Origin of the sequence: Defluviimonas salinarum, assembly GCF_026013545.1 — a bacterium.
Classification (GTDB): Bacteria; Pseudomonadota; Alphaproteobacteria; order Rhodobacterales; family Rhodobacteraceae; genus Albidovulum; species Albidovulum salinarum.
This window is the reverse complement of record NZ_JAPDOG010000016.1, coordinates 19,183-37,568: the sequence shown is the minus strand read 5'-3', so window position 1 is coordinate 37,568 and position 18,386 is coordinate 19,183. Positions and strand designations below refer to the sequence as shown.

The window sequence follows — 18,386 nt, the reverse complement described above, 5'->3', positions numbered from 1 at the left end:
CCTGTTCTGAGTCAGCTTGGTTCGGTCGGGGAAAAGGCGGTCCAGCCCTGGTGCCAGCGGCTGAGCGTGGTGATGGCGCAGAGCGCGGCGAAGCTCCAGGCGAGCGTCGGGAAGGCGGCGGGCCAGAGACACATCGCGGCGAAGACCGCGATGGTTTCGGCGCCTTCGGTCAGGCCGCCGAGGTAATAGATGCCCTTCGCCGGATAGGCATCGGCGGAAAGCCCGCGCCGCGCCGCGATGGCGGCGAAGGCGAGGAAGCTCGATCCGGTGCCGACGAAGGCGGCGATGAGTGCCGCCGCCGCTAGCGCATTGGCGCCGGGGTCGACGAGCGCGAAGCCGAGCGGCACCAGCGCGTAGAAGACGAAGTCGAGCGCGACGTCGAGAAAGGCGCCGCGCTCGGTCGGACCCACCTCGCGCGCGACCGCGCCGTCGAGCCCGTCGGCGAGCCGGTTCATCGCGATAAGAAGGAGCGCCAGTCCGAACCATCCCGCCACCAGCGCGCCCACCGCGAGGAGCCCGGCCGCGAAGCCCGCGAGCGTCACCTGATCGGCGCCGACACCGCGCCGGACGAGCGCCCGCGCCGGGCGGATAAGCGCCGCGCGCTGCAGCGGCAGGAGGTAGCGGTCGATCATTCAGCCTCTCCGCCAGGCATGGAACCGCTCCAGAAGCCGCAGCGCGGTCGGGTTAACATGCGCCTTGCGCCACTCCCCGGCGGCAAACTTGTTCGCCTCTGCCAGGGTCGGATAGATGTGGATCGTCGAGAGGATCTTGCCGAGCCCGTGGCCCTGCTTCATCGCGAAGACGAACTCGGCGATGAGGTCGCCCGCATGTTCGCCGGCGATGGTGACGCCGAGGATCTCGTCCTTTCCCGGACGGGTCAGCACCTTGACGAAGCCCTGCGCCGCCGCATCCGCGATCGCCCGGTCAAGGTCGTCGATGCCGTAGCGCGTGATCTCGTAGGGGATCTTCCGCTCGCGCGCCTCCGCCTCGTTCAGCCCGACGCGGGCAATCTCGGGGTCGGTGAAGGTGGCCCAGGGAATCACCCGGTAATCGGCGCGGAACCGCTTGAACTTGCCGAAGAGCGCGTTGACGGTCGCGAACCAGGCCTGATGCGCGGCGGTATGGGTGAACTGGAAGGGTCCCGCCGCGTCGCCCGCAGCGAGGATGTTGGGGTAGAGCGTCTCCAGGTATTCGTTCGTCTCGATGACCTTCCCGGTCGGGATGCCCAGTTCCTCGAGCCCGTAGCCGTCGAGCCGCGCCGCGCGCCCGACCGCGACGAGGAGATCGTCGAAGGCGATGCGCCGGGTCTTTCCCCCGGCCTCGACCTCGATCCACTTCTCGCCATCGGTGATGCCGCAGGCCCGCGCCCGGTGCCCGGTCAGCACGGTGACCCCGTCGGCCTCCATCGACGCCTTGACCAGCGCCGAAACCTCCTCGTCCTCGCGGATCAGAAGGCGCGGCAGCATCTCGACCTGTGTGACCTCGGAGCCGAGCCGCGCGAAGCTCTGCGCCAGCTCGCAGCCGATCGGCCCGCCGCCGAGCACCACGAGCCGCTTCGGCCCGGCCTCTCGCTGCGCCATCTCCTCCCAGAGCGTGTCCGAGGTGAGATAGCCGACCGCGTCGAGCCCCGGCAAGGGCGGCACGAAGGGCGCGGCGCCGGTGGCGAGGATCACTGCGCGGGTCGTGAGCCGTTCGGCATTGCCGGCGTCATCGGTGATCTGGACCGTCCAGGGGTCGATCAGTCGGGCATGGCCGCGCCGCACGTCGACGCCTAGACCTTCGTAACGCGCGACGCTGTCATGAGGCTCGATCGCGGCGATCACCGCCTGGATACGTTCGAAGATGCCACGGAAGGAGAATTCCGGCCGCGTCGCCGCCAGCCCGTAGCGGTCGGCATGGCGCATCTGATGCGCGAGCTTGGCCGAACGGATCAGCGCCTTCGAGGGCACACAGCCGTAGTTCAGGCAGTCGCCACCCATCTTGTGGGACTCGACCAGCGTCACCTTCGCCTTCACCGCCGCCGCGATATAGGCGGAGACCAGACCGGCGGCACCGGCGCCGATCACCACGAGGTTGCGGTCGTAGCGCGCGGGGCGGCTCCAGCCGGCATGGGCGCGCCGCCGCTTCACGAGCCGCAGGGCGAATTTCGCGATCCAGGGAAAGAAGCCAAGCAGCAGGAACGACAGGATCAGCGGCGGCGACAGGATGCCCGACAGGCTTTCGAGTTGGGCAAGCTGGGTGCCCGCGTTCACATAGACCGCGGTGCCGGCGAGCATGCCGATCTGGCTGACGAGGTAGAAGACCCAGGCCTTGATCGGCGTCAGTCCCATCAGGAGGTTGATGGCGAAGAACGGCACCGCCGGGATCAGCCTGAGCGTGAAGAGGTAGAAGGCGCCGTCGCGCGTCATCCCCTCGTCGATGGCCTGCAGGCGGTTGCCGAATCTTCCATGCACCCAGTCAGAGAGGAGATAACGGGCAGCAAGGAAAGCGAGCGTCGCGCCGATCGTCGAGGCGAAGGAGACGAGAACGAGCCCCCAGCCGAAGCCGAACAGCGCGCCCGCCGCGAGCGTCATCCACACCGCGAGCGGCAGCGACAGCGCGGTGACCGCGACATAGGCTGCGAAAAAGAGTGCGGCGACGAGCAGGGGCCGCTCGACGCGCCAGGCGTCGAGGTCGATCAACTGTTCACGCAGCATGTCGAGATCGGGCGGATTGCGGCCGATCAGCCAGATCAGGGCGGCGATGACGACGGCGAGAGCGAGAAAGAGCGCCGGCTTTCTCATGTGCGCCGGGCCCGGTCGTTGCTGCCGGTGGCCGGTGCCGCGCGACGGTTCATGTTCGGTCCGGTCATGCGATCCCCAGTCATTTCCGACAGTTGTGCAACGAAGGCCGGGGCCGCGCCAAGACCGTTACAGAAATGTCCGCATCTCGTGAACGCGCCGGTCAGGCGGCACACATGAAAAGGGCGCCCCAAACGGGGCGCCCGAAACGTGGCGCGATCGGGTCAGTTCAGCACCGAGCGGATCTGGCCGCCGCGTGCATCTTCTTCGCTCGACAGGATCGAGCGGATCGCGTCGGCCTGCGCCGAAGTCAGATTGTCGAAGTTGCCGTTCGGAACGAGGCGCTGGGCCTCCATGCGGGCGGGCCCGCTCAGTTCGCTCGGGTCGGTGACGGCCGAGGCGGTGCCGGCGGCGGCAAGAACGAGTGCGATTGCGATCATCAGGCGTGTCATCTTCGGTCCTTTCGACGGGTTCGTGTTTCGACTGATCGGGCCGGGTGTGCCCTGTGACACCAACATGCGTGCCGGGCGCCGCTAAAGGAAATCACAGTCGGGTCGCGTCGGCTCACGCGGAATTGCCGGACCGTGCCCGTGATGTTTCGGGGAGTCACAGTCGTGCGATGGGTTGACGCAACCCGCTGTGGTTCGAAAGAAAACACCGTGAAGTGGCGCCGCCGGGCCCGGCCGCCGCTCACGGCGGCGTAGGCCGGAACGTTTCAGAGGTGGGGTCCGGGCCGTGCACATAGCTTGTGCGCTCTCGCACATCGCGGAGAACCCCGGTGCGGGGACAGGCGTGGGGGATACTCCCGGCTCAATGTCCGCCCGGATCACGCCGCGACGGGGATTCGGACCCTTCCCTGCCGCAGTAATCCGGGCCGTCGATCAGTGCCGTCGGCCGGGCAACCGCCGTCAGGGCGTCGAAATCGGAGATCGTCACGTGCTGGCCTTCCACCGCGACGCCGTCGTCGCGCAGCGAGCGGAGGGCGCGCGACAGGTTCTCCGGCGTCATCCCGAGATAGGAGGCGAGCAGCCGCTTCTCGATCTGCAGGTCGAAGTCCAGCGCGCCGTGGGCGGGTACGTGGCGCAGGAGATAGGCGGCAAGCCGTTCGCGCGAGGCGCGCAGCTTCAGATCCTTGGCATGGCGCACGACGCTGCGGTAGCAGCTGGCGAGTTCGCCGACGATCGCCTTCGCGAAGGCGGGATCCTTGGTGAAGGCGGTGCGCAGGTCGGAGCCCGGGATCAGCGCGACCCGCGACGGCATCAGCGTTCGCGCCGACATCAGGTAGGGCGCATCGTTGATGCAGGCCGCGAGGATGAAGGTCGAGACCGGGCGCACCACCGACATCGTGGTCTCGCGGCCTTCCCAGCGGGCGTACATCTCGACCGCACCCTCGGTGACGACATGCAGGAAGTCGGCCGCCTGCCCCTCCTCGATCAGCGTGACCTGGGGCGGAAAGGACTGGTGATAGGCGCCGCGCATGAGCGCGGCGAAATGCGCGTCATCCATGTCGCGGAAGAGCGACAGGTCGCGGATCTCTTCGAGGTCGGCGTCGCGCATGAATCACCAGAAGCGGAATTGTCGGCTTGATAAATGTTAAGGCTTGCGGCGGCAAGTGTCGATCCGCGCAATGGAATTTGTCCGAGCGCCGGGCGAACGATTTCTCCGCCTGACCGGACATTCTTCATAAGAACCTGAATTTTCCGGGAAAATCGCAAGAATTTGACCTCGATCAAACCTTGGGAATCGACGTGGTGGTTCTTTGCCGCCAATCGCGGGGGCCCTTGCCACCCGTGCCACCACTCACGGAGGCGACAATGCTTGATGGCTCGCATGTGTCGAAGGGCGATCAGACCCGCGCCCTAGCACTCAGCACCATTGCGTTCACGGTCTGCTTTGCAGTCTGGACGATCTTTTCCATCATCGGCGTCGCGATCAAGAAAGAGCTCGGGCTCTCGGAGTTCGCGTTCGGCCTTCTGGTCGCGACCCCCATCCTCACGGGCTCGCTCACACGCCTGATTCTCGGCGTCTGGACCGAGAAATACGGCGGCAAGATCGTGTTCTCGCTGCAGATGATCCTGACGGGTCTCGCGACCTGGGCGCTGACGCTCGCCGACAGCTACGTCATGTACCTGATCGCCGCGCTGGGCATCGGCCTCGCCGGCGGCTCGTTCATCATCGGCGTCGCCTATGTCTCGCGCTGGTACGGGCCGGGCAAGCAGGGCACCGCGCTCGGCATCTTCGGTGCCGGCAACGTCGGTGCGGCGGTGACCAAGTTCCTCGCGCCCTTCGTGATGGTGGCCTATGGCTGGCAGGGCGTGGCGCAGGTCTGGGCCGTCGGCATCGCGCTCATGGGCGTGATCTTCTTCATCCTTGCCAAGGACGACCCGATGCTGGTCGAGCGCCGCAAGACCGGCGTCAAGGCGCCGAGCCTGCGTGAGCAGTTCGCGCCCTTGCGGAACCTCCAGGTCTGGCGCTTCTCGCTCTACTACTTCTTCGTCTTCGGCGCCTTCGTGGCGCTGGCGCTGTGGATGCCGCACTACCTGATCGACGTCTACGGCGTCGACGTGAAGACGGCAGGCATGTCGGCGGCGGCCTTCTCGCTTTCCGCCTCGCTCTTCCGCGCCTATGGCGGCCACCTTTCGGACCGCTTCGGCGCCCGTTCGGTCATGTACTGGACCTTCGGCTTCTCGCTGGTCTTCCTCTTCATGCTGTCCTACCCGCCCACCGACTACGTCATCCAGGGCAAGGACGGCCCGATCACCTTCTCGACCGAGATGGGGCGCTGGCCCTTCGTCGTGACGCTCTTCTGCCTCGGCTTCTTCATGTCCTTGGGCAAGGCCGCGGTCTACAAGCACATCCCGGTCTACTATCCGAAGCACGTCGGAGCGGTCGGCGGCCTCGTCGGCATGATCGGCGGCCTCGGCGGCTTCATCCTGCCGATCATGTTCGGGGCGCTCCTCGACCTGACCGGCATCTACACGAGCTGCTTCGCGCTGCTCTTCATCCTCGTCGCGATCGCGCTCGCCTGGATGCACATGTCCATCCGTCAGATGGAACGTGCCGCCATCGGCAAGACGCTCGACGAGCTTCCGGGCCTGCCCGAGATGCAGCCCATCCACATTCCTGGAAAGACGGTAATGACCACGCATACACTTGACGACTGGCGTCCCGAGGACAAGGCGTTCTGGGACGAGAAGGGCCGCAAGATCGCGCGCCGCAACCTGTGGCTGTCGATCCCGGCGCTGCTCCTGGCCTTCTCGGTCTGGATGGTGTGGTCGATGGTTGTCGCCCGGCTCCCGGCCATCGGCTTCGACTTCACGCCCGGCCAGCTCTTCTGGCTCGCCGCGCTGCCCGGCCTTTCGGGTGCGACGCTGCGGATCTTCTACAGCTTCATGGTGCCGATCTTCGGCGGCCGGCTCTGGACGACGCTCTCGACCGCATCGCTCCTCCTGCCGGCCATCGGCATCGGCTATGCGGTGCAGAACCCCGAGACGCCCTACCTGATCTTCATGGTGCTGGCGCTCCTCTGCGGTCTCGGCGGCGGCAACTTCGCCTCCTCGATGGCCAACATCGCCTACTTCTTCCCGAAGGCTGAAAAGGGCAACGCGCTCGCCCTGAATGCGGGCCTCGGCAACCTCGGCGTGTCGGTCATGCAGTTCCTCGTGCCGATCGTCATCACCATGGGCGTCTTCGGCGCCATGGGCGGTGCGCCGGTGCAGCTGGCCGATGGCGGCGAGCTCTGGATGCAGAACGCGGGCTTTGTCTGGGTGCCCTTCATCATCGTCGCCACCATCGCGGCCTGGTTCGGCATGAACGACATCGCCGACGCGAAGGCCTCGTTCCGTGACCAGGCGATCATCTTTACCCGCTTCCACAACTGGATCATGTGCATCCTTTACACCGGGACCTTCGGCAGCTTCATCGGCTACTCGGCGGGCTTCCCGCTCCTGACCAAGCTCATGTTCCCGGAAGTGAACGCGCTGCAGTACGTCTTCCTCGGCCCCCTCGTCGGCGCGCTCTCCCGCGCGGCCACCGGCTGGGTCTCGGACAAGTTCGGCGGCGGCCGGGTCACCTTCTGGACCTTCCTCGGCATGATCGTGGCGGTCTTCGGCGTCATCACCTTCCTGCCGACGGACGGCACGGGCGGTTCCTTCGCCGGCTTCTTCGCCTGCTTCATGGCGCTGTTCATGCTGACCGGCATCGGCAACGCCTCCACCTTCCAGATGATCCCGGCGATCATGGGCCGCGAGATCCCGCGTCTCATGCCGAACCTCGACGCCGCCGCCAGCCGCAAGCAGGCGGAGCGCGAGAGCGCCGCGATCATCGCCTTCACCTCGGCGATCGCCGCCTACGGCGCCTTCTTCATCCCGAAGGCCTACGGCACCTCGATCGCCATGACCGGCGCCCCCTTCATGGCGCTCTGGGGCTTCCTGATCTTCTACGCGGTCTGTGTTGTCCTGACCTGGGTCTACTACACGCGGCCCGGCGGTCTTCTCCATGACCTCGAGCGTGGTCGGCCTTCCGCCGCCCCGGCTCAGGCCTGAACTGTAAGGAGAGCAAGATGAGCCATCTTCTCGACCGTCTGAACTTCCTGAAATCCGTCCGCAAGGATACCTTTGCGGACGGCCACGGACAGACCACAATCGAAAACCGCGACTGGGAGGACACCTACCGGAACCGGTGGCGCCACGACAAGATCGTGCGCTCCACCCACGGGGTGAACTGCACCGGGTCGTGCTCCTGGAAGATCTACGTCAAGTCCGGGATCGTGACCTGGGAGACCCAGCAGACCGACTATCCGCGCACCCGCGCGGACCTGCCGAACCACGAGCCGCGCGGCTGTGCGCGCGGCGCCTCCTACAGCTGGTATCTCTACTCCGCGAACCGGGTGAAGACACCCTTGGTGCGTGGCCGGCTGATGCGGATGTGGCGTGACCTGCGCAAGTCCAAGAGCCCGATCGAGGCCTGGAAGGCGATCCAGGCCGATCCGGCCAAGCGCGCGGATTACACCAGGATCCGCGGCAAGGGCGGCTTCGTCCGCGCGACCTGGGACGAGGTGACCGAGATCACCGCCGCCGCCAACGCCTATACGGCGAAGACCTACGGCCCCGACCGGGTGTTCGGCTTCTCGCCGATCCCGGCGATGTCGATGGTCTCCTACGCGGCGGGCTCGCGCTACCTCAGCCTTCTCGGCGGCACCTGCATGTCGTTCTACGACTGGTACTGCGATCTGCCGCCGGCCTCGCCGATGACTTGGGGCGAGCAGACCGACGTGCCGGAATCGGCCGATTGGTACAATGCGGGCTACCTGATCCTCTGGGGCTCGAACGTGCCGCAGACCCGGACCCCGGACGCGCATTTCTACACCGAGGCGCGCTATCGCGGCACCAAGTCGGCGGTCGTCAGCCCCGACTATTCCGAGGCCGCGAAGTTCTCCGACATCTGGCTCAACGCCAAGCAAGGCACGGATGCCGCGCTCGGCATGGCGATGGGCCACGTAATCCTGCGCGAGTACCACCTCGACCGGCAGGCGGAGTATTTCGAGGACTACTGCCGCAAGTACACCGACATGCCGATGCTGGTGAAGCTGGAGCCGAAGGGCGACGGCTATGTGCCCGGCAAGCAGCTTCGGGCCTCCGACTTCGACAAGTCGCTCGGCCAGTCGAACAACCCCGAATGGAAGACGGTCGCGATCGACGAGAAGTCGGGCAGCATCGTGGTGCCGAACGGCTCCGTGGGCTTCCGCTGGGGTGAGACCGGCAAGTGGAACCTCGAGGAGAAGGCCGAGGGCAAGGATGTCACGCTCAAGATGAGCCTCGTCCTCGACACCGACCGCGATGACGTGATCGGCGTCGACTTCCCCTATTTCGGCGGCGCGGCCACCAATGGCTGGGAGAACGACGCGCGCGGCGAGGTGCTGACCCGCAACGTGCCGGTGAAGAAGATCAAGCTCGCGGACGGCGAGGAGCATTACGTCGCCACCGTCTTCGACCTCTTCTGCGCCAACTACAGCCTCGACCGCGGCCTCGGCGGCGATCATGTCGCGAGCGACTTCAATGCTGACGTGCCCTTCACCCCCGCCTGGGCGGAGAAGATCACCGGCGTGAAGCGCGACCGGATCATCCAGGTCGCACGGGAATTCGCCACCAATGCCGAGAAGACGAACGGCAAGTCGATGATCATCATCGGCGCGGCGATGAACCACTGGTACCACATGGACATGAATTACCGGGCCGTCATCAACATGCTGGTGATGTGCGGCGCCGTGGGTCAGTCCGGTGGCGGCTGGGCGCATTACGTCGGCCAGGAAAAGCTGCGTCCGCAGACCGGCTGGACCGCGCTCGCCTTCGCGCTCGACTGGGCGCGTCCGCCGCGGCACATGAACTCCACCTCGGCCTGGTACGCCCATACCGACCAGTGGCGCTATGAGACGGTGTCGTCGTCCGAGATCCTCTCGCCGACCGCGCCGGACGGCGACTACAAGGACCTCAGCCTGATCGACTACAACATCCGCGCCGAGCGGATGGGCTGGCTGCCGTCGGCGCCGCAGCTCCGCACCAACCCGCTCGAGGTGGGCAAGGCGGCGAAGGCGGCGGGCAAGACCATCCCGGAATACGTCGCCGAGCAGTTGAAAGCGGGAACGCTGGAAATGTCCGCCGAGGATCCGGATGCACCGGAGAACTGGCCGCGCAACCTCTTCGTCTGGCGCTCGAACCTTCTCGGCTCGTCGGGCAAGGGGCATGAATACTTCCTCAAGCACCTTCTCGGCACCGATCACGGTGTTCTCGGCAAGGATCTGGGCGAGGAAGGCCGGACGAAGCCCGTGGAGGCCCGCTGGCACGACAAGGCGCCAGAGGGCAAGCTCGACCTCCTCGTCACGCTCGACTTCCGCATGTCGACGACGGCGGTCTATTCCGACATCGTGCTGCCGACCGCGTCGTGGTACGAGAAGGACGACCTCAACACCTCCGACATGCACCCGTTCATCCACCCGCTGCAGGCGGCGGTGGACCCGGCCTACGAGTCGAAGTCGGACTGGGAGATCTTCAAGTCGATCGCGAAGAAGTTCTCCGAGGTCGCGCCCGAGATCCTCGGGGTGGAGACCGACGTGGTGCAGCTGCCGCTGCAGCACGACAGCCCCGGCGAGATCGCGCAGCCGATCGTCCAGGACTGGAAGAAGGGCGAATGCGACCTCGTTCCGGGCAAGACCGCGCCGGCCTATATCGCGGTCGAGCGGGACTACCCGAACCTCTACGCTCGCTTCACCTCGCTTGGGCCGCTCATGGAGAAGGTCGGCAACGGCGGTAAGGGCATCGCCTGGGACACCAAGGTCGAGGTGCATCACCTCAAGGACCTGAACGGCACCCATGTGACCGGCCCGACCGAGGGCATGGCGAAGATCGAAACCGCGATCGACGCGGCCGAGGTCATCCTGATGCTCGCGCCGGAAACCAACGGCGAGGTGGCGGTCAAGGCCTGGGACGCGCTCTCGAAGGCCACCGGCCGAGAGCACGCCCACCTGGCCGAGGTCAAGGAAGACGAGAAGATCCGCTTCCGCGACATCGCCGCGCAGCCGCGCAAGATCATCTCGTCCCCGACCTGGTCGGGCATCGAGAGCGAGGAGGTCTGCTACAACGCCGGCTGGACCAACGTCCACGAATTGATCCCGTGGCGCACCGTCTCGGGCCGCCAGCAGCTCTACCAGGACCACGAATGGATGCAGGCCTTCGGCGAATTCTTCGTGACCTGGCGGCCGCCGGTCGACCTCAAGACGATCAACGCCTCGGCGACCGGTGCCCTGGGCGCCAACGAGAAGCACGTCGTCCTGAACTTCATCACTCCGCACCAGAAATGGGGCATCCACTCGACCTATTCCGACAACCTCCTGATGCTCACGCTGAACAGGGGCGGTCCGGTCGTCTGGGTCTCGGAGAATGATGCGAAGACGGCGGGCATCGTCGACAACGACTGGATCGAGGTCTTCAACTCGAACGGCGTTCTGACCGCGCGGGCCGTCGTGTCGCAGCGTGTGAAGGACGGCATGTGCCTGATGTATCACGCCCAGGAGAAGATCGTGAACACGCCGGGCTCGAACATCACGCGGAAACGGGGCGGTATCCACAACTCCGTCACCCGCGCGATCGTGAAGCCCACGCACATGATCGGCGGCTATGCCCAGCAGAGCTACGGGTTCAACTATTACGGCACCGTCGGCTCGAACCGCGACGAACTCGTCGTGGTCCGCAAGATGGATACGGTCGACTGGCTCGACCGGCCGGCTTCGAAAGTGGAGGCTGCGGAATGAAAGTACGCGCACAAATCGGCATGGTGCTGAACCTCGATAAATGCATCGGGTGTCACACCTGTTCCGTCACCTGCAAGAACGTCTGGACCAGCCGCGACGGCGTCGAATACGCCTGGTTCAACAACGTCGAGACCAAGCCCGGCATCGGCTATCCGAAGGACTGGGAGAACCAGAAGCGCTGGAACGGCGGCTGGGAACGCACTGCTTCGGGCGGTCTCAAGCCCAAGCAGGGCGGCAAGTGGCGGATTCTCGCGAACATCTTCGCCAACCCCGACCTGCCGGAAATCGACGACTTCTACGAGCCGTTCGACTTCGACTACGATCACCTGAAATCGGCCCCCGAAATGGAGGCCTTCCCCACCGCGCGTCCGCGGTCGAAAGTCTCGGGCGAGCGGATGGAGAAGATCGAATGGGGTCCGAACTGGGAGGAGATCCTCGGCGGCGAGTTCGAGAAGCGTGGCAAGGACTACAACTTCGAGGGCATCCAGAAGGACATCTACGGACAGTATGAAAATACGTTCATGATGTATCTGCCGCGTCTCTGCGAGCATTGCCTCAACCCGGCCTGCGCCGCGTCGTGCCCCTCGGGCGCGATCTACAAGCGCGAAGAGGACGGCGTGGTGCTGATCGACCAGGAGAAGTGCCGAGGCTGGCGGATGTGCGTCTCGGGCTGCCCCTACAAGAAGATCTACTACAACTGGTCGACGGGGAAGTCGGAGAAGTGCACGCTCTGCTATCCGCGCCTGGAATCCGGCATGCCGACGGTCTGCTCGGAAACCTGCGTGGGCCGGATCCGCTACATCGGCGTGATGCTCTATGACGCCGACAAGATCGCGGAGGCCGCGGCGGTTTCGGGTGAAAAGGACCTCTACGACGCCCAGCTCGGCGTGTTCCTCGACCCGAACGACCCGAAGGTGATCGAGGCCGCCCGCGCCGAGGGCGTGCCGGAGGACTGGATCGCCTCCGCCCGCAAGTCGCCGATCTGGAAGATGGCGATGGAGTGGAAGATCGCCTTCCCGCTGCATCCGGAATACCGGACGCTGCCGATGGTGTGGTACATCCCGCCGCTGTCGCCGATCCAGAACGCCGCGGCGGCCGGTCAGGTCGCGGTTCAGGACGACATGCCGGACGTGAAATCGCTCCGCATCCCGGTCCGCTACCTCGCCAACATGCTGACCGCGGGCGACGAGGCGCCGGTGATCTCCGCGCTCGAACGGATGCTCGCGATGCGCTCCTACATGCGGTCGAAGACCGTGGACGGGGTCGTCAACATCGGCGTCGCCAAGCGTGTCGGGCTCACCCCGCATCAGATCGACGAGATGTACAAGGTCATGGCGCTCGCCAACTACGAGGACCGCTTCGTCATCCCGACGACGCACCGGGAACTCGTGGAGGACGCCTACGACCTGCGCGGCGGCTGCGGCTTCACCGACGGCAACGGCTGCTCCACCGGCACCACCGGCGGCAAGCTCTTCGGCAGCCGCAAGTTCGTGACACCTGCGGAGGGCTGGAAATGAAGACCTTCAAGGCGCTCTCCGCGCTCCTTTCCTACCCGACGGCGGACCTCCAGTCCGCCGTGCCGGCGATCCGCGACGTGCTGGAGGCCGAAGGCCTCCTGCATCTCGGCCAGCGCCTCGCGCTGGAGCCGCTGCTCGCCGGGATGGAAGAGGGCGACATCTACGACCTGCAGGAGCGCTATGTGCTCCTGTTCGACCGCTCTCGCACGCTCTCGCTCAACCTCTTCGAGCATATCCACGGCGAAAGCCGGGATCGCGGCGGCGCGATGGTGGATCTGCTGGAGACCTACCGTACCGGCGGCTTCGACCTCACCGGGCCGGAGCTTCCCGACCACCTGCCGGTGCTCCTGGAGTTCCTCTCGACCCGTCCCCTGACCGAGGCGCAGGAGATCCTCGCCGACGCCGGCCACATCATCGCGGTCCTCGCAGAACGCCTGACCCGGCGTGACACGCCCTACGCGGCGGTCCTGACGGCGCTGGCGAAAGTCGCCAACGCCGGCACCGACAGCCCCGAGGCCGAGGCGCTCCTGTCCGAGAAGGACGACGACCCCGAGGATCTCGAGGCGCTGGACGCCGTCTACGAGGAGGCGCAGGTTACCTTCGCCCCCGACCCGAACGCGGGCTGCCCGATTTCGCGCGACATCCTCGCGCGGATGGACCTGCCCAGAAACCCGGCCGCCGCCGGGCCGGCCCAGTAAGGAGCGCTCACGATGCACGAATTCTTCTTCGGAACCTATCCCTACATCGCGCTCTCGGTGCTCCTCCTGGGCTCGATCGCGCGCTATGAACGCGACCCGTTCACCTGGAAATCGTCCTCGTCGCAGCTCCTGCGCCGCAAGCAGCTGGTGATCGGCTCGAGCCTCTTCCATGTTGGCGTGCTGATCATCTTCTTCGGCCACCTGATCGGGCTCCTGACGCCGATCGCGATCTTCGACGCCTTCGGCATCGGCCACGGCTTCAAGCAGACGATGGCAGTCCTCGTCGGCGGCGTGGCCGGGATCATGGCGCTCGCGGGCGGAGCGATGCTGCTCCATCGCCGGCTCTACGATCCGCGCATCCGGGCGAACTCGACCTTCGCCGATACCGGCATCCTGATCCTCCTGATGGTGCAGCTCGTGCTCGGGATCCTGACGATCTTCGTCTCGCTCCAGCATCTCGACGGCCACGAGATGACGAAGTTCATGGCCTGGTCCTTCGGCATCTTCACCTTCGACGGTCAGGCGGCGAGCTACATCGCCGACGTGAGCCCGCTCTTCAAGCTGCACATCTTCCTCGGGCTGACGATCTTCCTGCTCTTCCCGTTCACGCGGCTCGTCCACATGCTCTCGGCGCCGATCCGCTACATCTGGCGGCCCGGCTACCAGATCGTCCGGACGAAGAAGCGCGGGGCCTGAGATGGGACCGCTCCTGAGCGACATCACGGTGAACGGCGAGGTCATCCCCGCCGCCACCATCGCCGCCGAGGCGCAGATGCACGAAGCGCCCAAGGGCAAACCGGGCATCGCCTGGCGCGCTGCGGGCCGTGCGCTGGCGGTGCGCGCCCTCCTCTTGCAGGAGGCGCGCGCCCGGAGCCTCACTCCGGAACCGGTGACCGAGGGCGACCGCGCCGAGACCGAGGAGGAGGCACTGATCCGCCAGCTCCTCGACGAGGCGCTGACCCCCGAGGCGCCGAGCGACGACGCGGTGCGCGCCGTCTACGACGCCGATCCGGCGAAGTTCCGCGCGCCGACCCTCTACGAGGCCGCGCATATCCTCTTCCCGGTCCGTCCCGGCGACGACGCCGCGCTCGAGGCCGCGCGCGAGAAGGCCGGCGCCGTCCTCGCCGACCTCGCGAAGACCCCGCGCGAGTTCGACCGGCTCGCGCGCGAGTTGTCCGCCTGCTCGTCCCGCGATGCCGGCGGCCGGCTTGGGCAGATCGCGACCGGCGACACCGTGCCGGAATTCGAAGCCGTCCTCGACCGCCTCGCCGAGGGCGAGATCGCGGCCGAGCCAGTGGCGACCCGCTACGGGCTCCACATCATCCGGCTCGACGCTCGCGCGCCGGGCGCAATCCTTCCATTCGAGACCGTCGCTCCCCGCATCCGCGCGATGCTGGCGAAGGCCGAATGGGCCAGGGCGGCCCGTGACTTCATTGAAACCCTCGCCGACAAGGCGGAGGTGACGGGCGTCGATCTGAAGGCGGCATGACATGGCACACGTCCTCGAAGCTCTTCTCGAACGCAACCGCGAGTGGTCGGCGCAGATCCGCGCCGAAAGCCCGGACTACTTTGACGGCCTCGCCGAACAGCAGGCCCCAGAGTTCCTTTGGATCGGCTGTTCCGATAGCCGGGTGCCGGCGAACGTGATCTCCGGCCTCGCGCCGGGCGAGGTCTTCGTCCACCGCAACGTCGCCAATGTCGTCCATTCGTCCGACATGAACCTGCTCTCGGTGCTCGAATTCGCGGTCGACGCACTGAAGGTCCGTCAGATCATCGTCTGCGGCCATTACGGCTGCGGCGGCGTGCGCGCGGCGACCGAGGAGGACATGCCGCACGGCCTCGCCGACCACTGGCTGGAGCCGATCCGGCGGCTCGCGAAGCGCCATGCCCATGAACTGGCGCGGATCGAGGACCTCGAGATGCGCCGCGACCGGCTGGCGGAACTCAATGTCCTTGAAAGCGTGGCCCGCGTGGCCGAAACCCCGATCCTGCGCCGGGCCTGGGCGAAGGGCGAATATCCGCTCCTGCACGGCCTCATCTACGGGATCCGCGACGGGGTCCTGAGAAACCTCGACTGCACGATCAGCGGCGCCGACGCCCGCTGAGAAAGGAAGACCCATGCGCCTTGCCTATATCACCGCCGCCGAAAAGGGCCTGACCGACCGGGTTCTCGCCGAGGCGGCCGACCTTCTCGCAGAGCGCGGCCTGCGCCTGGCCGGCGTGGTGCAGACCAATGTCCAGCGCCCGCAGCGCTTCCACTGCGACATGGACCTCCGGATCCTGCCTGATGGCCCGGTGATCGGCATCACTCAGAACCTCGGCGCCAATGCGCGTGGCTGCCGGCTCGACCCCGGCGCGCTGGAAGGGGCGGTGGCCGATGTTTCGGCCCGGCTCGGCGCGGGTGCCGATCTCCTCATTCTCAACAAGTTCGGCAAGCACGAGGGCGAGGGCCGCGGCTTCCGCCCCGTCATTGCCGAGGCGCTGGCGATGGACCTGCCGGTGATCCTCGGCGTCAATGCGCTCAACCTCGACGCCTTCCACGCCTTCACCGAAGGTCTGGCCGAGGAACTGCCAGCCGATCCGAGAACCATCGCCGACTGGTGCGCGCTGTCGCTGGCCGAGGCCGCCTGATAGGATCCTGCGCGGGAGGATCCCCAATGACCGGAGACGATGACCGCCGGAGCTACGCTTCGCCGCCCTGCTTCCTGCACGAGCTGAGCGCGGAGGAAGGCGGCGTACCGGGCGCCGTGGACGCGGTGCAGGCCCGCGACGTCGCGCGCTGGCGCAAGGCTGAGCGCGCCCGGCTTCTTGCAGAGCGTGCGGCGTTGAGCGTGTCGGAGCGCAAGGCCGCTGCGGAGACGGTGGCTCGCCATCTCGACGGGCTTCTCGGCGACATATGCGGCAAGGCCATTTCCGCCTGGTGGCCGATCCAGTCCGAGCTGGACCTGCGCTTCTGGCTGGCGTCGCTCGACGCCCGCGGCGCGAGCGCCGCCCTGCCGCTCGTGACCGAGAAACACGCGCCCCTGCGCTTCCGAATCTGGACCGCCGATGCGAAGATGGAGCGCGGCTTCTGGAACATCCCCGTTCCTGCGGCGGGCGATTGGGTCACGCCTGACATCGCCCTCGCGCCGCTCGTCGGCTTCGACGCGGCGGGCTACCGGCTCGGTTATGGTGGCGGCTACTTCGACCGGACACTTGCCGCCAACCCCGGGATCCACGCCATCGGCATCGGCCTTTCGGCCGCCCGCCTCGAGACAATCTTCCCGCAGGCGCACGACATCCGGATGCGGGCGATCGTCACCGAAAACGGCATCGCCTGACATTCCGTCCTTCGGAATCGCTGACGCCGAAGGTGTTCGGCTCAGCCGCGCGAAAGCAGGTCGAGCAGGTTTGCCTTCGCGCCGAGGATATGGCGGCGCGTCAGCTCCGCAGCCCGCGCCGCATCGCCCGCCTCGCAGGCGGCGAGGATCGCCTCGTGTTCGGCATTCGCCCGCGCCACCCCGTTCGACAGCGAAAGCTGCGCGCGCAGGTAGCGGTCCACCCTGTCGAGCGTCTTCTCGACGATGCCGAGATGGTAGGCGAGCGCGCTGTCGCGGTAGAGCGTCGTATGGAAATGCCGGTTGTGGTCGCCCCATTCCACCGGGTTCGCCGCATTCGAGAAGGCCTCCAGATGCGCCCGCGCGGCGGCGAGCGTCTCGGGCGTCATCCGCGGGACGGCCATCTCGATGACGCGGCCCTCGACCAGCGCGCGGAAATCCCAGATCTCGGCCGCCTCGTCGGGCGAGATCCCGGCGACGACCGCGCCTTTGTAGCGCTGGGTGGCTACCAGTCCCTGCTGCTCAAGCATGGTCAGCGCCTCGCGCACCGGGATGCGGCTGGTGTTGAACATCCGCGCGATCTCGTCCTGGCGCAGCGGCTCGCCATCCTTGAGCTGACCCTCGATGATCGCCTTCTTCAGGGCCTCGTAGATGATCACCGCCGCCGAGGCGGTCTGGCCGATATTCACGCTGTCGATCTGCACGTCGCCTCCGGTCGCAGATTGGATCCAATTTCCTCTTGCATATTGTATCCAATAACCGATAACCAAGTCACGCAGATTCTGCCGATGCCCGCCGCACCGGCCCCATCCCAGGAAAGGACCGCCCATGTGGAGTGGAATGATGCCCGCCGTGACCACCAAGTTCACCGCCGGGGGCGAGCTTGATCACGCCGAAATGGAGCGCTGCTTCGCGCTCCAGATCGAGGCCGGCAATGCCGGGCTCATCACCTGCGGAACGCTCGGCGAGGGCAACATGCTGTCGCCCGACGAGCGGCTCGAGGTACTGAAAATCGCGAAATCGGTGGCCGGCACGAAGCCTGCGCTTCTGACGATTTCCGAAGCCGGCACCCGCGAGGCCTGCGCGCTGGCCGCCCGCGCCGCGAAGGCCGGGGCCGACGGGCTGATGATCGTGCCCTCGCCGATCTACCACACCAACCGCGCCGAGACGATCGCCAACCTTAACGCGATCGCCAACGCCGGCGGGCTGCCGGTGATGATCTACTCGAACCGCGTCGGCTACCGGGTCGACGTGACGCCAGAGATGATGGTGGAGCTTGCCGAGAACCCGCTGATGGTCGCGATCAAGGAAAGCTCAGACGACATCCGCCGCTGCACCGAGATCTTCAACACCGTGGGCGGCCGGTTCAAGGTGCTGACCGGGGTCGACAACCTCGGGCTGGAGGCGCTTTTGATGGGTTGCGACGGCTGGGTGTCCGGCGTCTCCATCGCGTTCCCGAAGGAAAACCAGGCGATCTACGATCTCGCCAAGGCGGGTCGGATCGTGGAGGCGCGCGAGATCTACCGCTGGCTGCGCCCGCTTCTCGACCTCGACGTCTCCACCTTCCTCGTCCAACAGATCAAGCTCGCCGAGGCGATGGCGCTCGGCTCGACCGAGCATGTCCGCGCCCCGCGCATGCCGCTCACCGGCGAGCACCGCGCGCGGGTCGAGGCGCTGATCGCCGAGCGCATCGCTTGCCGCCCGGACCTCGCCAAGTTCGCCAAGGCTGCCTGATGGAATACCCGGTCCCCGGTTGCGCGTACCACTTC

15 protein-coding genes are annotated in these 18,386 nt (G+C 66.5%); 10 read left to right on the top strand and 5 right to left on the bottom strand.

Annotated features, from left to right (window positions below):
• Window positions 1-11: 11 nt before the first annotated feature.
• The 4 genes from OM960_RS16630 to OM960_RS16615 all read right to left on the bottom strand — a co-directional run bounded on the left by OM960_RS16630 (window position 12) and on the right by OM960_RS16615 (window position 4,337).
• On the bottom strand, window positions 12-632 hold the full coding sequence (locus tag OM960_RS16630; protein ID WP_264772745.1) for a CDP-alcohol phosphatidyltransferase family protein: 621 nt from the start codon (window positions 630-632) through the stop codon (window positions 12-14).
• Window positions 633-2,783: a dihydrolipoyl dehydrogenase family protein gene (locus OM960_RS16625; RefSeq protein ID WP_264772744.1), complete on the bottom strand. Its 2,151-nt coding sequence runs from the start codon at window positions 2,781-2,783 to the stop codon at window positions 633-635.
• Between the two features lie 221 nt (window positions 2,784-3,004).
• Complete coding sequence (locus tag OM960_RS16620; protein WP_263339277.1) at window positions 3,005-3,232, bottom strand: hypothetical protein; 228 nt, start codon at window positions 3,230-3,232, stop codon at window positions 3,005-3,007.
• Between the two features lie 358 nt (window positions 3,233-3,590).
• The gene (locus OM960_RS16615; protein WP_263339276.1) at window positions 3,591-4,337 is read right to left on the bottom strand and encodes a helix-turn-helix domain-containing protein; all 747 of its coding nucleotides are present in this window, start codon (window positions 4,335-4,337) and stop codon (window positions 3,591-3,593) included.
• 257 nt (window positions 4,338-4,594) lie between these two features.
• Here OM960_RS16615 and OM960_RS16610 point away from each other — a divergent pair, with 257 nt between their 5' ends.
• From OM960_RS16610 to OM960_RS16570, 9 genes are read left to right on the top strand one after another with little or no spacing between them, the layout of a single operon-like run.
• Window positions 4,595-7,324 (top strand): nitrate/nitrite transporter, encoded by a 2,730-nt coding sequence (locus tag OM960_RS16610; RefSeq protein ID WP_264772743.1) that lies wholly within the window; start codon window positions 4,595-4,597, stop codon window positions 7,322-7,324.
• 17 nt (window positions 7,325-7,341) lie between these two features.
• The gene (locus OM960_RS16605) at window positions 7,342-11,085 is read left to right on the top strand and encodes a nitrate reductase subunit alpha (RefSeq protein ID WP_263339272.1); all 3,744 of its coding nucleotides are present in this window, start codon (window positions 7,342-7,344) and stop codon (window positions 11,083-11,085) included.
• Complete coding sequence (gene narH / locus OM960_RS16600; protein ID WP_263339269.1) at window positions 11,082-12,602, top strand: nitrate reductase subunit beta; 1,521 nt, start codon at window positions 11,082-11,084, stop codon at window positions 12,600-12,602. Before OM960_RS16605 ends, narH begins: the two co-directional genes overlap by 4 nt.
• Window positions 12,599-13,300: a nitrate reductase molybdenum cofactor assembly chaperone gene (narJ, locus tag OM960_RS16595; RefSeq protein WP_264772742.1), complete on the top strand. Its 702-nt coding sequence runs from the start codon at window positions 12,599-12,601 to the stop codon at window positions 13,298-13,300. The genes narH and narJ overlap by 4 nt, the downstream gene beginning before the upstream one ends.
• A gap of 12 nt (window positions 13,301-13,312) precedes the next feature.
• Window positions 13,313-13,996 (top strand): respiratory nitrate reductase subunit gamma, encoded by a 684-nt coding sequence (gene narI / locus OM960_RS16590; protein ID WP_263339263.1) that lies wholly within the window; start codon window positions 13,313-13,315, stop codon window positions 13,994-13,996.
• Between the two features lies 1 nt (window position 13,997).
• Complete coding sequence (locus OM960_RS16585) at window positions 13,998-14,789, top strand: peptidylprolyl isomerase (protein WP_264772741.1); 792 nt, start codon at window positions 13,998-14,000, stop codon at window positions 14,787-14,789.
• Window position 14,790: 1 nt separating this feature from the next.
• Window positions 14,791-15,405 carry a carbonic anhydrase gene (locus tag OM960_RS16580; protein WP_263339257.1) on the top strand — a complete coding sequence of 205 codons (615 nt, stop codon included), beginning with the start codon at window positions 14,791-14,793 and terminating at the stop codon, window positions 15,403-15,405.
• 13 nt (window positions 15,406-15,418) lie between these two features.
• The gene (locus OM960_RS16575) at window positions 15,419-15,931 is read left to right on the top strand and encodes a DUF2478 domain-containing protein (protein WP_263339255.1); all 513 of its coding nucleotides are present in this window, start codon (window positions 15,419-15,421) and stop codon (window positions 15,929-15,931) included.
• 26 nt (window positions 15,932-15,957) lie between these two features.
• The gene (locus OM960_RS16570; protein WP_263339252.1) at window positions 15,958-16,620 is read left to right on the top strand and encodes a 5-formyltetrahydrofolate cyclo-ligase; all 663 of its coding nucleotides are present in this window, start codon (window positions 15,958-15,960) and stop codon (window positions 16,618-16,620) included.
• 41 nt (window positions 16,621-16,661) lie between these two features.
• Here the strand turns inward: OM960_RS16570 and OM960_RS16565 are convergent, their stop codons facing one another.
• Window positions 16,662-17,321: a GntR family transcriptional regulator gene (locus OM960_RS16565; protein ID WP_263339250.1), complete on the bottom strand. Its 660-nt coding sequence runs from the start codon at window positions 17,319-17,321 to the stop codon at window positions 16,662-16,664.
• A 139-nt stretch (window positions 17,322-17,460) separates the two neighbouring features.
• Here OM960_RS16565 and OM960_RS16560 point away from each other — a divergent pair, with 139 nt between their 5' ends.
• Complete coding sequence (locus tag OM960_RS16560) at window positions 17,461-18,351, top strand: dihydrodipicolinate synthase family protein (protein ID WP_264772740.1); 891 nt, start codon at window positions 17,461-17,463, stop codon at window positions 18,349-18,351.
• Window positions 18,352-18,386: the final 35 nt, after the last annotated feature.